The sequence below is a fragment of the Pseudomonas sp. B21-031 genome (assembly GCF_024748985.1).
Taxonomy (GTDB): domain Bacteria; phylum Pseudomonadota; class Gammaproteobacteria; order Pseudomonadales; family Pseudomonadaceae; genus Aquipseudomonas; species Aquipseudomonas kermanshahensis.
On the sequence record NZ_CP087181.1, the window covers coordinates 4,661,407 to 4,677,969 of the forward strand.

Sequence of the window (16,563 nt, forward strand, 5' to 3'; positions counted from 1 at the left end):
AGATGGACAGCCCAGCGAATTCGGATATGCGATTTTGTGGTTACGAACTTTCGGGTCTTTCGTCTTCACCACCGCAATTCGCGCTAGCAAATTGCTTGGGTGTTATATGGTCAAGCCTCACGGGCAATTAGTATTGGTTAGCTCAACGCCTCACAGCGCTTACACACCCAACCTATCAACGTCGTAGTCTTCGACGGCCCTTTAGGGGATTCAAGATCCCAGTGAGATCTCATCTTGAGGCAAGTTTCCCGCTTAGATGCTTTCAGCGGTTATCTCTTCCGAACATAGCTACCCGGCAATGCCACTGGCGTGACAACCGGAACACCAGAGGTTCGTCCACTCCGGTCCTCTCGTACTAGGAGCAGCCCCTCTCAAATCTCAAACGTCCACGGCAGATAGGGACCGAACTGTCTCACGACGTTCTAAACCCAGCTCGCGTACCACTTTAAATGGCGAACAGCCATACCCTTGGGACCGGCTTCAGCCCCAGGATGTGATGAGCCGACATCGAGGTGCCAAACACCGCCGTCGATATGAACTCTTGGGCGGTATCAGCCTGTTATCCCCGGAGTACCTTTTATCCGTTGAGCGATGGCCCTTCCATACAGAACCACCGGATCACTAAGACCTACTTTCGTACCTGCTCGACGTGTTTGTCTCGCAGTCAAGCGCGCTTTTGCCTTTATACTCTACGACCGATTTCCGACCGGTCTGAGCGCACCTTCGTACTCCTCCGTTACTCTTTGGGAGGAGACCGCCCCAGTCAAACTACCCACCATACACTGTCCTCGATCCGGATAACGGACCTGAGTTAGAACCTCAAAGTTGCCAGGGTGGTATTTCAAGGATGGCTCCATGAGAACTGGCGTCCCCACTTCAAAGCCTCCCACCTATCCTACACAAGCAAATTCAAAGTCCAGTGCAAAGCTATAGTAAAGGTTCACGGGGTCTTTCCGTCTAGCCGCGGATACACTGCATCTTCACAGCGATTTCAATTTCACTGAGTCTCGGGTGGAGACAGCGCCGCCATCGTTACGCCATTCGTGCAGGTCGGAACTTACCCGACAAGGAATTTCGCTACCTTAGGACCGTTATAGTTACGGCCGCCGTTTACCGGGGCTTCGATCAAGAGCTTCGCTTGCGCTAACCCCATCAATTAACCTTCCGGCACCGGGCAGGCGTCACACCCTATACGTCCACTTTCGTGTTTGCAGAGTGCTGTGTTTTTAATAAACAGTCGCAGCGGCCTGGTATCTTCGACCGGCATGGGCTTACGGAGCAAGTCCTTAACCCTCGCCGGCGCACCTTCTCCCGAAGTTACGGTGCCATTTTGCCTAGTTCCTTCACCCGAGTTCTCTCAAGCGCCTTGGTATTCTCTACCTAACCACCTGTGTCGGTTTGGGGTACGGTTCCCAGTTATCTGAAGCTTAGGAGCTTTTCTTGGAAGCATGGCATCAACCACTTCGTCGCCTAAAGGCAACTCGTCATCAGCTCTCGGCCTTGAGATCCCGGATTTGCCTAAGATCTCAGCCTACCACCTTAAACTTGGACAACCAACGCCAAGCTGGCCTAGCCTTCTCCGTCCCTCCATCGCAATAACTGGAAGTACAGGAATATTAACCTGTTTTCCATCGACTACGCTTTTCAGCCTCGCCTTAGGGACCGACTAACCCTGCGTCGATTAACGTTGCGCAGGAAACCTTGGTCTTTCGGCGTGGGAGTTTTTCACTCCCATTGTCGTTACTCATGTCAGCATTCGCACTTCTGATACCTCCAGCAAGCTTCTCAACTCACCTTCACAGGCTTACAGAACGCTCCTCTACCGCATCACCAAAAGGTGATACCCGTAGCTTCGGTGCATGGTTTGAGCCCCGTTACATCTTCCGCGCAGGCCGACTCGACTAGTGAGCTATTACGCTTTCTTTAAAGGGTGGCTGCTTCTAAGCCAACCTCCTAGCTGTCTAAGCCTTCCCACATCGTTTCCCACTTAACCATGACTTTGGGACCTTAGCTGACGGTCTGGGTTGTTTCCCTTTTCACGACGGACGTTAGCACCCGCCGTGTGTCTCCCATGCTCGGCACTTGTAGGTATTCGGAGTTTGCATCGGTTTGGTAAGTCGGGATGACCCCCTAGCCGAAACAGTGCTCTACCCCCTACAGTGATACATGAGGCGCTACCTAAATAGCTTTCGAGGAGAACCAGCTATCTCCGAGCTTGATTAGCCTTTCACTCCGATCCACAGGTCATCCGCTAACTTTTCAACGGTAGTCGGTTCGGTCCTCCAGTCAGTGTTACCTAACCTTCAACCTGCCCATGGATAGATCGCCCGGTTTCGGGTCTATACCCAGCGACTAAACGCCCTATTAAGACTCGCTTTCGCTACGCCTCCCCTATTCGGTTAAGCTCGCCACTGAATATAAGTCGCTGACCCATTATACAAAAGGTACGCAGTCACCTAACAAAGTAGGCTCCCACTGCTTGTACGCATACGGTTTCAGGATCTATTTCACTCCCCTCTCCGGGGTTCTTTTCGCCTTTCCCTCACGGTACTAGTTCACTATCGGTCAGTCAGTAGTATTTAGCCTTGGAGGATGGTCCCCCCATATTCAGACAAAGTTTCTCGTGCTCCGTCCTACTCGATTTCATTGATAAGAGATTTTCGTGTACGGGGCTATCACCCACTATGGCCGCACTTTCCAGAGCGTTCCACTAATCTCAAACCAACTTAAGGGCTGGTCCCCGTTCGCTCGCCACTACTAAGGGAATCTCGGTTGATTTCTTTTCCTCAGGGTACTTAGATGTTTCAGTTCCCCTGGTTCGCCTCTTGCACCTATGTATTCAGTACAAGATACTCAGCTTATGCTGAGTGGGTTCCCCCATTCAGAGATCTCTGGATCACAGTCTGTTTGCCGACTCCCCAAAGCTTATCGCAGGCTACCACGTCTTTCATCGCCTCTGACTGCCAAGGCATCCACCGTATGCGCTTCTTCACTTGACCATATAACCCCAAGCAATCTGGTTATACTGTGAAGACGACATTCGCCGAAAATTCGTTTTGCTCTTTCGAGCCCACAAATTTTACCTTAGCCTGATCCACTACCAGTGAAAGTAGTGTTCAGTCTATTTCTATCACATATCCGAATTTTTAAAGAACGATCTGACAAAAGTCAGAAATCAACATTCGATGCGAATGCTCATTTCCGAGTTCTGATCAGGAACAAGACTAGGCCTATAAAAGGCCTTGATCGTCTTCAACAATGAATCAAGCAATTCGTGTGGGAGCTCATCAGCAGGCTGATGTCGTCGATTAAGGAGGTGATCCAGCCGCAGGTTCCCCTACGGCTACCTTGTTACGACTTCACCCCAGTCATGAATCACACCGTGGTAACCGTCCTCCCGAAGGTTAGACTAGCTACTTCTGGTGCAACCCACTCCCATGGTGTGACGGGCGGTGTGTACAAGGCCCGGGAACGTATTCACCGCGACATTCTGATTCGCGATTACTAGCGATTCCGACTTCACGCAGTCGAGTTGCAGACTGCGATCCGGACTACGATCGGTTTTGTGAGATTAGCTCCACCTCGCGGCTTGGCAACCCTCTGTACCGACCATTGTAGCACGTGTGTAGCCCAGGCCGTAAGGGCCATGATGACTTGACGTCATCCCCACCTTCCTCCGGTTTGTCACCGGCAGTCTCCTTAGAGTGCCCACCATAACGTGCTGGTAACTAAGGACAAGGGTTGCGCTCGTTACGGGACTTAACCCAACATCTCACGACACGAGCTGACGACAGCCATGCAGCACCTGTGTCAGAGTTCCCGAAGGCACCAATCCATCTCTGGAAAGTTCTCTGCATGTCAAGGCCTGGTAAGGTTCTTCGCGTTGCTTCGAATTAAACCACATGCTCCACCGCTTGTGCGGGCCCCCGTCAATTCATTTGAGTTTTAACCTTGCGGCCGTACTCCCCAGGCGGTCAACTTAATGCGTTAGCTGCGCCACTAAAATCTCAAGGATTCCAACGGCTAGTTGACATCGTTTACGGCGTGGACTACCAGGGTATCTAATCCTGTTTGCTCCCCACGCTTTCGCACCTCAGTGTCAGTATCAGTCCAGGTGGTCGCCTTCGCCACTGGTGTTCCTTCCTATATCTACGCATTTCACCGCTACACAGGAAATTCCACCACCCTCTACCGTACTCTAGCTTGCCAGTTTTGGATGCAGTTCCCAGGTTGAGCCCGGGGCTTTCACATCCAACTTAACAAACCACCTACGCGCGCTTTACGCCCAGTAATTCCGATTAACGCTTGCACCCTCTGTATTACCGCGGCTGCTGGCACAGAGTTAGCCGGTGCTTATTCTGTCGGTAACGTCAAAACAGCAAGGTATTCGCTTACTGCCCTTCCTCCCAACTTAAAGTGCTTTACAATCCGAAGACCTTCTTCACACACGCGGCATGGCTGGATCAGGCTTTCGCCCATTGTCCAATATTCCCCACTGCTGCCTCCCGTAGGAGTCTGGACCGTGTCTCAGTTCCAGTGTGACTGATCATCCTCTCAGACCAGTTACGGATCGTCGCCTTGGTGAGCCATTACCCCACCAACTAGCTAATCCGACCTAGGCTCATCTGATAGCGCAAGGCCCGAAGGTCCCCTGCTTTCTCCCGTAGGACGTATGCGGTATTAGCGTTCCTTTCGAAACGTTGTCCCCCACTACCAGGCAGATTCCTAGGCATTACTCACCCGTCCGCCGCTGAATCGAAGAGCAAGCTCTTCTCATCCGCTCGACTTGCATGTGTTAGGCCTGCCGCCAGCGTTCAATCTGAGCCATGATCAAACTCTTCAGTTCAATACTGCTTGGGTTTTTAAGAAACCCTAAACTTGGCTCAGCAATCTCAAATGACTATGTGATTTCTCGCATGGCCACTTGTGATGCTGATAATCTTTGTGACTATCAGTCCATACTCACAAGCACCCACACGAATTGCTTGATTCAATTTGTTAAAGAGCGTTTGGTTAAGAGCTTTTCGTCTCAACCGAGGCGCGCATTCTACGCTTTCCTCATTTGCTGTCAAGCGTTTATTTTGAAGTTTTTTAACTTCGCTTTCTTTCGAAAGCTTTCAACTTCAACAACTTGCCGCTTGCCCCGAAGCGTTCATCGCTGCGAGGAGGCGAATAATACGCGCTTTGAAATCAGAGTCAACACCCTGATCTAAAAAACTTTCCAGCAGTGTTTGACCGCCCTTCGCAACTAATGAAGACGCAACCGATCTGTAGATAAACACCCCACGGAGCGTGGCAACCATGAGCGAGACGCAAAGCGAGAAAACGCCAGGCCTGTCGGCGGATGAAGAGCAGGAAGTCAGCCATAACCAGCCGCCACGAGCAGCGGTGCTGCACGAGATCATTCGCTACCAGGGCGACCAAGAGCTGGAGCGCACGATCGCAGCCCTGTGGTGGTCAGCGCTGGCCGCCGGGTTGTCGATGGGGCTATCGCTCATGGCCATGGGTTTGTTCTATGCCCGCCTCCCCGAGGGCGACAGCGCCCAGGTGATTGCAAGCATTGGGTACAGTGCAGGTTTCCTGGCGGTGATCCTCGCCCGCCAGCAACTGTTTACAGAGAACACACTCACCGCTGTGCTGCCGGTGATGACATCGCCTACCCTGGCCAACCTGGGTCGCCTGCTGCGCCTATGGAGCGTGGTATTACTCGGTAACCTGGCCGGCACCCTACTGGTCGCCTGGGTCATGCTGGAGCTGCCGATCTTCGACGGTAAGACCGACGTGGCCTTTCTAGAGGTCGGGCGCAAGGTAATGAAGAACGATATCGGCCAGATGTTCGCCAAAGGCATCGTGTCGGGCTGGATGATCGCCACCATGGTCTGGATGATCCCGTCGATGGAGCACGCCAAGATCTGGATCATCCTGATGATTACTTACTTCATGGCGCTGGGTGACTTCACCCATATTGTCGTCGGTTCGGTGGAAGTGTCCTACCTGGTCTGGGCCGGTGAAGAGACCTGGCGCAGCTTCTTGCTCGCATTCGCCCTGCCGACCCTGGCCGGCAACATCATTGGTGGCAGCTTCATCTTCGCGCTGATCAGCCATGCGCAGGTGCGCAGTGACAGCGGCAAGCCGCCTTCGCGTTTACTGGACGACCAGAAGCCGCCCTCACCTCGCCAGCAAGACGCTGAAAAATGACCCTCAGCGCACCGCCACGGCACGCTCTGTCGACCGCTCTCGCTGATGCGCAGGTTTGGGCTGCCACCAGTTCTGCCCGGCATGCGGCGAGTCCAGGCTGACCCGCTCGCCCATCTGCGGGGTGCATAGCCGCACCTGCGCTTGCTCAGTGAGGGCCAGGATACGCTCAAATGGCTCTTGCCAGGCATGGGTGGATAAGTCGAAGGTGCCGTTATGGATCGGCAGCATCCAGCGCCCCTGCAGGTCGAGGTGTGCCTGCAGGCTCTGCTCCGGCTGCATGTGCACGCTCGGCCAGGCGACGTTATAGGCCCCAGTTTCGATCAGGGTCAGGTCAAAAGGCCCGTAGCGCTCGCCGATCTGTTTGAAGCCCTCGAAGTAGCCTGTATCGCCGCTGAAAAACAACCGCAGTTGTTCATCGATCATCACCCAGGACGCCCACAAGGTCCGGTTACTGTCGAACAGGCCACGCCCTGAGAAGTGCTGTGCTGGGGTCGCGACAAAGCGCACCCCTTCAACTTCAGTGTCCTGCCACCAATCCAGTTGGCGCACCTTGTCTGCTGCAACCCCCCATTCGATCAACAGATCACCCACCCCAAGCGGTGCCAGAAACACCCCCGTACGCGGGGCAAGCCGTCGAATCGCCTGCTCATCCAGATGATCGAAGTGATCATGGGACAGGATCACCGCGGCCAATGGCGGCAGTTCGTCCAGGCCAAGCGGTGGTGCATGGAAACGTTGCGGCCCTGCCCACTGCACCGGTGAGGCGCGCTCGGCGAATACCGGGTCGGTAATAAAGAAGCGCCCGCGCAACTTCAGCAATAGCGTCGAATGGCCAAGGCGCCACAGGCTGTGATCAGGCGCATCAAGCACCTGTTGTCGGGTCATGGGCTGTACTTGGAGGGGGGTGGAGGGCCGAGTGTCGGGCGGCTTGCGCAAAAACAGGTACTTGAGGCCGATGCGCAGCTTTTTCATCACGCCGTCCTGAGGCAGGCGGGCCTGATTATGGAAACGACCGTCCCGTTGAGGCGCCGATTCGCCGGCAGCGTTAGCCATGGGAACCATGAGCATGAGCACTCCAAGCAACAGGAAAGCCTTCATATTACCCCACAGTGATCAGATCAACCGTGAATTGGCTTGTAAGGTCATTTTTCATAGATGAAACACTGTTCAACAATATTCACACGCGTTATGCGATAAACGGCGCCTAAGCAGAAGAACGATGACCATGATGGACAACCGCAGCGGCAAGGGCCTTTCTTTCGTCAAGCGCATCTACCTGCCGCGCATCATCGGCATGGGCATCGGCCTGTTCAGTGTAATGGCTGCCGTGGCGCCGCTATCGCCGCCCACCTGGGTCTGGCTGCTGATGCTGTTCAACGGGATTGTCTGGCCGCATGTGGCCTACCTGTGGGCGATGCGCTCGGCAGCGCCTTACCAGGCAGAGCAACGCAACCTGCTGCTGGACTCGCTGATGGGCGGCTTCTGGACCGCCGCCATGCACTTCAACCCGCTGCCCAGCGTGACCGTGCTGTCGATGATGACCATGAACAACGTCGCCGCGGGCGGCAAGCGCCTGGTCGTCCGTGGCGTGCTGGCCCAGCTTGCCGGCATGCTCGTGGCCACGTTCGTGCTCGGCCCTGGCTTGCAACTCACTGCCACGCCCGTGCAGGTTTACGCGTGCTTGCCCATGCTGACCCTCTACCCGCTGGCCCTTGGCTGGGTCTGTTATCGCCTGGCAATCAAACTGGCAGAGCACAAGCGCCGCCTCAGTGCGCTCAGTCTTACCGACAGCCTGACCGGGTTGCTCAACCACGGTGCCTGGAAAGACCTGCTGCTGGTCAAGTTTCAGACCTGCCAGCAACAGCAGCAGCAGGCGGTCATCGCCCTGATCGACATCGACCACTTCAAGACCATCAACGACACCTTCGGCCACGTAGTCGGCGATTGCGTGCTGCGCCAGATGAGCGAGGAGCTTAAACGCAACCTGCGTGAGGTCGACCAGGCCGGGCGCTACGGTGGCGACGAATTCTGCGTGATCCTGCCGGACACCAACGAGGCCCAGGCCTGCCTGGCCATGGAGCGCTTGCGCGAGCGGGTGGCGAGCTACCGCAATCCGCAGTTACCACATTTGCGGATCAGCCTCAGCATCGGCCTGTCTGCCTTCGACGCCGACCTTGAATCCCCCGAACACTGGCTCGAACAGGCCGACAAGGCGCTCTACACCGCCAAACACGCTGGCCGCGACCAGGTCAATTTCGCGCAACGCGAGGCCACCGGGCTCAGGCTGGCCTATCCTGACTGAACCTCCTTCCTGATTGCCTTGCGGGAGGCTGCTGTTCTTGAAGGAGTCACCCGCACATGGCCAGGACCGCCAACCTTCCACCCACCCTACCCACACCCCGATTTCAAGTTCGCCGCTTGATTGCAGGCTTTTGCGTAGTTTTTGGCCTGGCCTGCCTGGTCACCTTGGGCGCATTGCTCAACATTGCCGCTACCCTCGATCACCAAGAGCAACAGCGCAGCGCCTTCCATGCCTCCCAAGCCCTCGAACAGCGGCTGCTCGCCTCACGCCAGTTCCTGTCCAGCTATGCCGTGTGGGATGCCGCCTTTGAACACCTGGCCGGCAAGGCGGACTGGCAGTGGGCGTACGAAGAGAAGAACGTCGGTGAATCGCTATACAGCGCCAGTGGCTATGAAGGTGTTTTCGTGGTGGACGACCAGCGCACCACCTACGCGCTGTTCAAAGGCAAGCCCAGTGAAGCGAGCGCCAGCACTTATATAGAAGCGCCGCTGCAACCCATCATCAATGAAGCGCGGGCGGCTGCCAGCGCCCGCGAACAAATCACCCGGTTCGTGCTGTTCAACGGTTGGCCCGCCGTGCTCAGCGCCGCCGCGGTAAGGCCAGACAAGGAGGTCTCGGACAGCGAAGTGCGCCAGGCACCCGTCATGCTATTCGTCGACCAGCTGACCGACGACAAACTTACACGGTTGGGTACCGGCGCCGGCCTGGCGGGCATGCACCTCGAGAAAGACGCTACCGGCGAGCATGGCCAGCAGCGTATCGCGCTGGGCGATACCGGCTTCCACCTGGCCTGGACCAGCCCGCTGCCAGGCCAGCAATTGCTGTGGGCGATGCTGCCGCCGCTGCTGTGCGCGCTGCTGATACTCGGCCTGGTGATGCTCTACCTGTTCCGCCACGCCTTGCGCAGCTCCCGCGCCATCGACCTTAGCCTGGCGCGGCTGCAGCAGAGCAACCAGGCCCTGGAGGCCAGCGAGCAGCGTTTTCGCGCCGTCGCCGAAGCCGCATCCGACTGGATCTGGGAAACCGACCGACAACAACGCCTGACCTATCTTTCACAGCGTTTCGTCAGCGTCACCGGCTACCCGGTGGACGACTGGCTGGGCCTGCCGGTGAACCAGCTGCTGGCCTGCGACACCACGCCACTCTCTCCCTGGCTGGACGCGTTGGCCGCAGCCGACCCACAGCAGCTGGCAAACCTGCGTTGTACCTACCGTGACCACAACGGGCAAAACCGCTATTGCCGCATCTCGGCGCGGGCGATCTGGTACGACGGCAAACCGACGGGTTTTCGCGGCACCGCCAGCGACATCACTGACGAAGTCGACGCCCATGCACGCATCCAGCACCTGTCGCTGCACGACCCGCTGACCGGGCTTGCCAACCGCAACAAACTCGCTCGGCACCTTGAGCAGTTGTTGTTGCGCGGCAGCGACTCGCCCCCGCTCACGTTGTTGCTACTGGACCTGGACAACTTCAAGCCGATCAACGATTCCCTCGGCCACGCCGCCGGTGACGCTGTGCTGCAAGAGGTGGCGACACGCCTGCGTGACACCACCCGCGATGTCGACCTGATCGCGCGCCTGGGTGGCGACGAGTTCATCCTAGTGCTCAATGGCATGGATAACCGCACTGAAGTCGACCGCTTCTGCGCCCGCCTGATTAGCCTGCTGCAGCAACCTATCGTCTTCGACAACCAGCCCCTGCACATCGGCGCCAGCATCGGCGTCGCCCAGAGCCGCACCCTGGGCTTCGATGCCGGCGAACTGATCCGCTGCGCCGACATCGCGCTGTACCAGGCCAAAGCGGAGGGCAAGAGCACCTGGCGCTACTTCGCCCCCGAAATGAACAAACAGATCCAGTACCGCCGACAACTGGAGAATGATCTGCGCCGGGCCCTGCAAAACCAGGAGTTCGCGTTGCATTACCAGCCACGCTACCGCCTGGGCGACCTGCGCATCGTCGCGGTCGAAGCCCTGCTGCGCTGGCAGCACCCGCAGGAGGGTTTGCTCGGGCCAGACACCTTTATCCCGCTGGCCGAGCAAAGCGACATCATTGTCGCGCTGGGCCGCTGGGTGCTGCGCGAAGCCTGCCGCACGGCCCACGACTGGCCGGAGGGCCTGCTGATTTCGGTAAACCTGTCACCTGCGCAGTTCTTGCGCAGCGACGTGGTGGCCGACGTTCGCGAGATCCTGCTGGAAACCGCGTTCCCCGCCCAGCGCCTTGAACTGGAAATCACCGAAAACGTGATGCTCAACGACATCGAAGGCGCGCTAAGCACCATGCTTTCGCTCAAGGAACTGGGTGTTCGCCTGAACATGGATGACTTTGGCACCGGTTACTCATCGCTGGGCTATTTGCGCACGTACCCGTTCGACAGCATCAAGATCGACAAACGCTTCATCGCCGGGCTGAACAATACCAGTGGCAATGATCGCGCCGTGGTCCAGGCCATCATCAACCTGGGTGAAGCCATGGGGCTGACGGTAACGGCCGAGGGCGTTGAAAGTGAACAGCAGCTCAGAACACTGGAGAAGGACGGCTGCCATGAGGTGCAGGGTTATTTCTTGAGCCGGCCTTTGCCTAAAGAGGCGCTCGAAGCCTTGCTGCAGCAGGCGCCCACAGGCTCGGCGGCCAATCGCCTGCTTTAAAGGCAGCCTTCGCAGAATAAGGCTGCCCCTGTGAACAGCAGGGCGTCAGCGCTTGTTGCGCTCGGCCACGATCTCGGGCAAATCGCTGCGCCGCAGGTAAGTGCGCAAGGGCTCGCCAATGTTCAAACGGTCATCGACATGCTGGTCCAGCAACAGTGCCAGGCGTTCTCGGCACAACGCCATGCGCGGGCCTTGCTCGGGCCGCCAGACGAATTCGCTGCAGGGGGTGATACTGTCGTCGGGCACGTCCATGCCGAACGAGTCCTCGGAAAAACGCACAATATGAACGCCGCGCTTGCCATGAAAGCCAACGAAACCGTTGAGCTGCTCAGCCGCGTTGCAGATGTCCTGGGAAGTGATGGCCATGCCGTAACCTCGCAATCAAGTCGAAAGTGACGCACGCCGGGCTGCAAACGGTCGCCTCTGCCGGGCAACTCGCAGCGGCCAGCCTAACGCAAGTCACCGCAGATTCGCCAAGGTTTTCAAGACTCCTACAGCCCCTTAAGAAGGTTCGGCTGTGCTTCATTGCTCAACCCGGTCCTCATGCACCTGCACGCTGGCTGTCATGCCGGCACTCAGGTTCATGCCCTGCGGGATCTCGTCCAGACGGATCCGCACAGGTATCCGCTGCGCCAGACGCACCCAGTTGAAAGTCGGCTCCACCTCCGGTAACAGTTGGCTGTCCGGATTACTGTTGCGGTCGGTGATACCCCGGCTGATGCTCTCCACATGCCCCTGCATTGCCTCGCCCGCCCCCATCAACCAGACCTTGACCGTGTCGCCGACGCGGATGCGTGGCAGTTTGGTTTCTTCGAAGTAGGCCTGGATATAGAAGGTCGAATCGTCCACCAGGGCCATCACCGACTCCCCGGTGTTCACGTAGTTACCCTGGGCCAGGCGCAGGTTGGTGATATGGCCACTGCGCGGCGCCCGCACTTCGCTGCGCGCTAAGTTGATCTTGGCCACTTGCAGTTGCGCCTCGGCCTCATGCAGTTCACCACGGGCGATGGCGGCGTTGATCTGGGCATTTTCACGCAGCTCGGCACTGATTGCCTCCGGCCCTAGGGCCGTACGCCGCGCCGCTTCGCGCTCGCGCAAGCGCAGTTGCTGGGCGCGGGTCTCGGTCACGGCGCTGGCCTGGTCGAAGGCTGCCTGGAACCGTTCACGGTCGATGCTCATGAGCAAATCGCCCGCCTTGACCTGCTGGTTGTCATGCACCTTGAGCTCGCGCACCCAACCGGATACGTCTGGGGCAATCACCACCACGTCGGCGCGCACCCGCGCATCGCGGGTCCAGGGGGTCAGCATGTAGTACTGCCACAGTTGGTAGCCTGCCAGCAGGGCAAGGGCCACCACACACAGGGTCACCAGGGTACGTACGGCGGCACGCATTGAATCACTCCTTACACAATTCGTTAACAGAGCCTTTATGCAGCCCCCAGTACTCGCACCACCAGGAACAACACACACACGAACAACGCCGCGTCGAACAGTGCTTCATGCCATATCCAGCGACCCAACGGCGTGGCTTGCACCAACAAGCGCAACACCCCGGTGAGCACCAGGGCCAGCAACACATAAATCAGAAACGGGCTCAGCAGCACGCCGCCCAGCGCCCATTCACGCAACCCCATGCACGTCCTCCTGCCAGCGGCACCACTTGCCCCAGCTCTTCTGCAACTGCAGCACTGCACCTTCAGCCAGGCGCAACGGATCGCTTGCCGGCAGCCGACGCAAGGCGGCGATGAATTGCTCACTGGCGCTGTCCAGGCGCTGCCCGCGGCCCGCCGCCGGGCCCTTGGCCAGAACCGCTTCCACCTGCTGCAGGTACTCGCGTTCAGCGCGGCCCAGCGGCGCCTGGGCGACCGCCAGGCACATGCGCAGGTGCACCAGTTCGTCGCCGATGTCCAGGCCGTGCAGGCCGTCGTCCCAACGCTTACGCTCGCTTTCGGGCAATTCGCCGGCATGCCGCGCCAGTTGCAAGAGGCGATCGGCCATACGCCCGCCAAACCAGCTGTCGGCGCCACGCAGGTCGCGCCGGGTCAGGCGCACCAGGTCGCTTTGGGTCGCCGCCCGCAAGCGCCGGCCCAGCCAGGCCGGGTGACGAAACACCAACAAACGAAACGCCATCACCGCAGCAGACACGCCCACCAGCATCGCCAGCGCGCTGTTGAGCATGCTGGCCACGCCAAACTGCATGGCATTGAGCGGTGATACCAACACGATGAAGTGCAGGCAATAGGAAGTCGCGGTCGCGCCGGTACGCGGGTGGGCCATGCCCAGCGCACCCAGAAACAGCGGCACACCCATGCCCAGGCAGAGCATGGCGAAGCTGCTCCACTGCGGCAAAAGAATCTGCCCGACCAGAAACGCCGCAGGGATGGCCAGAAAGATGCCACGCAAGAAACTGAGGCCGATCTGTGCGCCATTTTCGCGGCTGGCAAACAGGCTGCAGACCACACAGGTCAGCACCAGGCCGCCCGGCGCAGAAGGCCAGGCGGTCGCCAGCCAGAAACCACTCATCACCAGAAACGCCAGCGCGCTGCGTGAACCGAACAACAGTGCCAGCGACCAGTCGCGGTGTGCGGCCAGGCCCTGGGACACATCCTTGGGCGCCCTGCCCGCTTCGACGTCGTCCAGCGCCTGGGTCGCGGCCATCGCGTAGTCCAGCAACAGCGTCATGCGCGCCAGGCAGTAATGTTCGGCAGCGCTTATCCGCTCATCATGGGCGGCATCCCAGATGCGTTGGCGCAACAGCAACAGGCCGGGTTGGTCGGGTGCGCCCAACTGCGCGCGCACCGCCTCCAGCCAGGGTGCCAGGTGCCGGGCTTCGCCTTCATCGAGCTGGCGCCACTGCCGGCGCACCGAGCGGGAAATACGCAGTAGCACCATCAGCTTCTGGCTCAGGCCGCGAATGGCGCGGGCCCGCTGACGCCCGCGATTGCCTTCGAACCAGGCATGTTCGCGCTGGCTGTCGATGGCGACGATGCGCCCAAGGCTTTCCAGCAGCCCTTTGCGCGCTTCATCCTCTCCCCCCAGCATGGCACTGGCCGCCTGCACGCCATTTTGCCAAGCCTGCCGGGCCTGCCCACCCAGCTGCTGTTCCACACGCAGCGGCCAGATCAGGGCGCTGGTGGCGGTGGCGCAGAAAATCCCCAGGCAGATCTCGGTGCAGCGCGCGACGGCCTGGTCAAACACCTGCAACGGGTGGTCGATCGCCGGCAGGGCGATGATCGCGGCGGTATAGCCGGCCAGCACAAAGGCGTAGGCCCAGGCACTGCGCAGTTGCGTCGACGCAGCCGTGCACAGCGCCAGCCACAGCGCGAGGGTGATCAGGAACAGGCCTGGTGTCTGGGCGAACAAGCCGATAAAAACTACCGACATGAACGTGCCGACCAAGGTGCCGGCCAGGCGCGCCAGGCCCTTCTGCACCACCATACCGGACAACGGCTGAGCCACGATGAACGCCGTCATCAATGCCCATGACGGCTGCTCCAACCCCCAGCGCATCGCCAGCCAAAGCGCCAGGCCGCCACCGAGCACGGTCTTGATGGCGAACTTGAGGGCGAGGCTGCTGGGTGCGAACAGGGCCTGGAGAGTGATGGGCACGAGGCGGACCTTGCGGGGATGATCAGGTAAACGATAGACAATGAAGCGAAGGATAATGCGGAAACGATTAATTAGCTAGCTAATCATCTTTATTGAGATGCGCTGGCCAACATTTCGCAGGCAAAAAAATGGGCGACCGAAGTCGCCCTAAATGCCTTGCGTGCTCGTGAACCCGGAAGGTCAGCGCGGCTTGCGCTTGTTCGAGTCCTTCCAGATGAAAATGCCCAGACCGGCAAAGAATGCGACCATCAACCCGACCGTTACCACACCTGCGATAACCACGTTGTCGAAGAACATGTCGGCCTCCCTCTTCGTTTGCCGTTGTCCGATGGATGCAAGGTAACGAATGTGGGGGCAGGGAAAATTGACCGGGGTCAATGGTGCCCGGGACCGGGCACGCGGGGCGGGCGCAGGGTTGACCTGCGTCAAGTTTCAGCGCTTCTTGGGCTTGCCCTTGGGCTTCTTTTTCTTTGCCGTGCTCAGGGGCATGGCTTGCTCGAAGGCCTGGCGGACTTCGTTCAGGCGCTTTTCCTTGAGGTCGTGGACGCGCTTGGCACGTTCGGCATCGAAATCGATGAGGTTGTCTTGGCTCATGGGTGGGCTCGACGATCAACAGAGACTTGCATGATGAAGCCAGCCAGTGACGCTGACCAGCCCCGCGTCAGACTTCGATGTCGACCAACAGCCCCTGACGTGGGCTCTCACCCATCAAGGGGGCGACCGGTACGGTGTTGTCAGCGTTGACTTCATCACCTGGTAACGCGCTGTAAAGCTCGCCGTCGCTTTTTTGCCGACGTTGCTGTTGACGACGCTGTTCATCACGCAGGATCAAGGCCTGCTCCTGCGGGTCGCGCTGCTGCTTGAGGTTAATGGCGCTTTCACCGGAGGTCGGCTGCGCGGGCACCACCGGCTTGATGTCGGGGGTGGGTTTGACCGGGTCCTGTTGCGAGGTTACCGGGGCTGCACTGAGCGGAATAATCGGCGGCAACATGGAAAGTCTCCTATTACCCCTGTATCGGCGGGCGTTGTCCTACCTTGAACAGAGACAACGCTTATTCGACTTCGTCATCAGGGTCGTCATCGCTCGGCGGGCTCGCCTCGCTCCAAGGCCGCTTGTAGACCTGCTGCCAGACTGCGTCCATGTGCTCGCGCAGTACCTGCGGCGCGCTTTTGAGCGAGGCGCTGTCTTCACGCTCGCCGCCGATCGGCTCCTCACCCGCCGGGGTGATCAGCGATTGGCCGGTAATGGTGTAGATAGCCTGGCCTTCGCGCATTTCGATGGCGATATCGTGGGGGTCGATGCCGCCGCCGCAGAAGGCATGGCTGGCAACCGTCAGTTCGGCGATACCGTCCTTGTTCAGGTCACTGACATCGCTGACATCGGAATAGAAGTCGACATCCAGGTCCAGCCCCGGGCAGGTGGTTTCCTGCTCGATCTGCCAACGAGCCTTGAACGCATCGCTTTCGGCCGTGCGCCCATACAGCGTGGCCTTGAGCACCACTTTGTCCACTTCCTGCTGGTTTTCCGCGTCGGTGGCCTGGCCGTCGGTGCGGCTCAGCACCAGCAGGCCTTCGCCGTCGCGGTCACGAAAGTGCACGCTCTTGATCGGCGTCTGCACGCCCAGTGCCTCAAGCTGCCCAGGCGTAATCGCCGGCAAGGTCTCGAAGCTTTTTTGCTCGCAGCCGGCCAGCAGCACAAGGCTGCTCACGGCCAGGGAAACGTTCAACCAGCGGTGCTTGGCGGACATGTTAGTGCACAGCCCTCGTCTACAAGACGGTGTTGGTCGATGAAACGGCTAGACTGTT

At 58.8% G+C, this 16,563-nt stretch carries 12 protein-coding genes and 2 rRNA genes; 3 read left to right on the top strand and 11 right to left on the bottom strand.

Annotated elements, in window-relative coordinates:
* Window positions 1-106 precede the first annotated feature (106 nt).
* Window positions 107-2,999, bottom strand: a 23S ribosomal RNA gene (locus tag LOY53_RS20805).
* 310 nt (window positions 3,000-3,309) lie between these two features.
* Window positions 3,310-4,846, bottom strand: a 16S ribosomal RNA gene (locus LOY53_RS20810).
* The 16S and 23S rRNA genes sit together here, the layout of an rRNA operon.
* Before the next feature lie 455 nt (window positions 4,847-5,301).
* On the opposite strand from LOY53_RS20810, the gene LOY53_RS20815 reads away from it, so the two are divergent.
* The gene (locus LOY53_RS20815; protein WP_099455111.1) at window positions 5,302-6,198 is read left to right on the top strand and encodes a formate/nitrite transporter family protein; all 897 of its coding nucleotides are present in this window, start codon (window positions 5,302-5,304) and stop codon (window positions 6,196-6,198) included.
* Window positions 6,199-6,201: 3 nt separating this feature from the next.
* On the opposite strand, the gene LOY53_RS20820 is transcribed toward LOY53_RS20815, so the two are convergent.
* Window positions 6,202-7,296: an MBL fold metallo-hydrolase gene (locus LOY53_RS20820; protein WP_258703248.1), complete on the bottom strand. Its 1,095-nt coding sequence runs from the start codon at window positions 7,294-7,296 to the stop codon at window positions 6,202-6,204.
* A gap of 130 nt (window positions 7,297-7,426) precedes the next feature.
* Between LOY53_RS20820 and LOY53_RS20825 the strand changes: the two genes are divergently transcribed.
* Together LOY53_RS20825 and LOY53_RS20830 are read left to right on the top strand one after the other, a co-directional pair.
* Window positions 7,427-8,500, top strand: coding sequence for a diguanylate cyclase (locus tag LOY53_RS20825; protein WP_258704183.1), 1,074 nt, complete (start codon window positions 7,427-7,429; stop codon window positions 8,498-8,500).
* 56 nt (window positions 8,501-8,556) lie between these two features.
* Entirely contained in the window at window positions 8,557-11,148 is a 2,592-nt protein-coding gene (locus LOY53_RS20830) for an EAL domain-containing protein (protein WP_258703249.1), read from the top strand.
* A gap of 45 nt (window positions 11,149-11,193) precedes the next feature.
* On the opposite strand, the gene LOY53_RS20835 is transcribed toward LOY53_RS20830, so the two are convergent.
* The 8 genes from LOY53_RS20835 to LOY53_RS20865 form a co-directional block, all read right to left on the bottom strand.
* Window positions 11,194-11,514, bottom strand: a complete 321-nt coding sequence (locus LOY53_RS20835; protein ID WP_252825595.1) for a DUF2025 family protein — start codon at window positions 11,512-11,514, stop codon at window positions 11,194-11,196.
* 156 nt (window positions 11,515-11,670) lie between these two features.
* Complete coding sequence (locus tag LOY53_RS20840; RefSeq protein WP_099455114.1) at window positions 11,671-12,540, bottom strand: HlyD family secretion protein; 870 nt, start codon at window positions 12,538-12,540, stop codon at window positions 11,671-11,673.
* 35 nt (window positions 12,541-12,575) lie between these two features.
* Window positions 12,576-12,782 carry a DUF1656 domain-containing protein gene (locus LOY53_RS20845; protein ID WP_027594247.1) on the bottom strand — a complete coding sequence of 69 codons (207 nt, stop codon included), beginning with the start codon at window positions 12,780-12,782 and terminating at the stop codon, window positions 12,576-12,578.
* Entirely contained in the window at window positions 12,769-14,757 is a 1,989-nt protein-coding gene (locus LOY53_RS20850; RefSeq protein ID WP_252825597.1) for an FUSC family protein, read from the bottom strand. The genes LOY53_RS20845 and LOY53_RS20850 overlap by 14 nt, the downstream gene beginning before the upstream one ends.
* Window positions 14,758-14,937: 180 nt before the next feature.
* Window positions 14,938-15,054, bottom strand: coding sequence for a cytochrome c oxidase subunit CcoM (gene ccoM, locus LOY53_RS26740; protein ID WP_003254862.1), 117 nt, complete (start codon window positions 15,052-15,054; stop codon window positions 14,938-14,940).
* A 135-nt stretch (window positions 15,055-15,189) separates the two neighbouring features.
* Window positions 15,190-15,351: a hypothetical protein gene (locus tag LOY53_RS20855; RefSeq protein ID WP_176515004.1), complete on the bottom strand. Its 162-nt coding sequence runs from the start codon at window positions 15,349-15,351 to the stop codon at window positions 15,190-15,192.
* 67 nt (window positions 15,352-15,418) lie between these two features.
* Window positions 15,419-15,748: a hypothetical protein gene (locus tag LOY53_RS20860; RefSeq protein ID WP_027594245.1), complete on the bottom strand. Its 330-nt coding sequence runs from the start codon at window positions 15,746-15,748 to the stop codon at window positions 15,419-15,421.
* 61 nt (window positions 15,749-15,809) lie between these two features.
* Window positions 15,810-16,505, bottom strand: coding sequence for a M949_RS01915 family surface polysaccharide biosynthesis protein (locus tag LOY53_RS20865; RefSeq protein WP_027594244.1), 696 nt, complete (start codon window positions 16,503-16,505; stop codon window positions 15,810-15,812).
* Between the last annotated feature and the right edge of the window lie 58 nt (window positions 16,506-16,563).